At 56.9% G+C, this 255-nt stretch carries 1 protein-coding gene; it reads right to left on the bottom strand.

The genetic code is table 11. The annotated features are described in order from the left end of the window. On the bottom strand, positions 1-255 hold a 255-nt coding region (locus ACO0K9_RS28165), incomplete at both ends, for a hypothetical protein (protein ID WP_422990723.1).

Genomic DNA, 255 nt, shown 5'->3' with positions numbered 1-255 from the left:
CAGCACCGCCGTCAATAGCGTGAGTACCATTGAAGTTGGCATCAGTGAAGATGATGCGGTCGGCTGTACGGGTGGCACCTTCTTCGCCGTTGTAGCTGAAGCGGCTAGTCGCGCTCAGGGTACGGGCGTCGATCACAACAGCGCTTTCTTGTGCTGTACCAGCTGTGTCAGCTGTACCAGCTGCTGCACCGGTGTCATTGGCTGTATCGTTGTCATTCACGATGGCCAGAACACCGCCGTTGTTGTTGGCAGCGA

Source organism: Undibacterium sp. Ji50W, from assembly GCF_049340445.1.
Classification (GTDB): domain Bacteria; phylum Pseudomonadota; class Gammaproteobacteria; order Burkholderiales; family Burkholderiaceae_D; genus Undibacterium.
The sequence above is the reverse complement of the archived record's forward strand: the minus strand, read 5'-3'. Positions and strand labels throughout refer to the sequence as shown.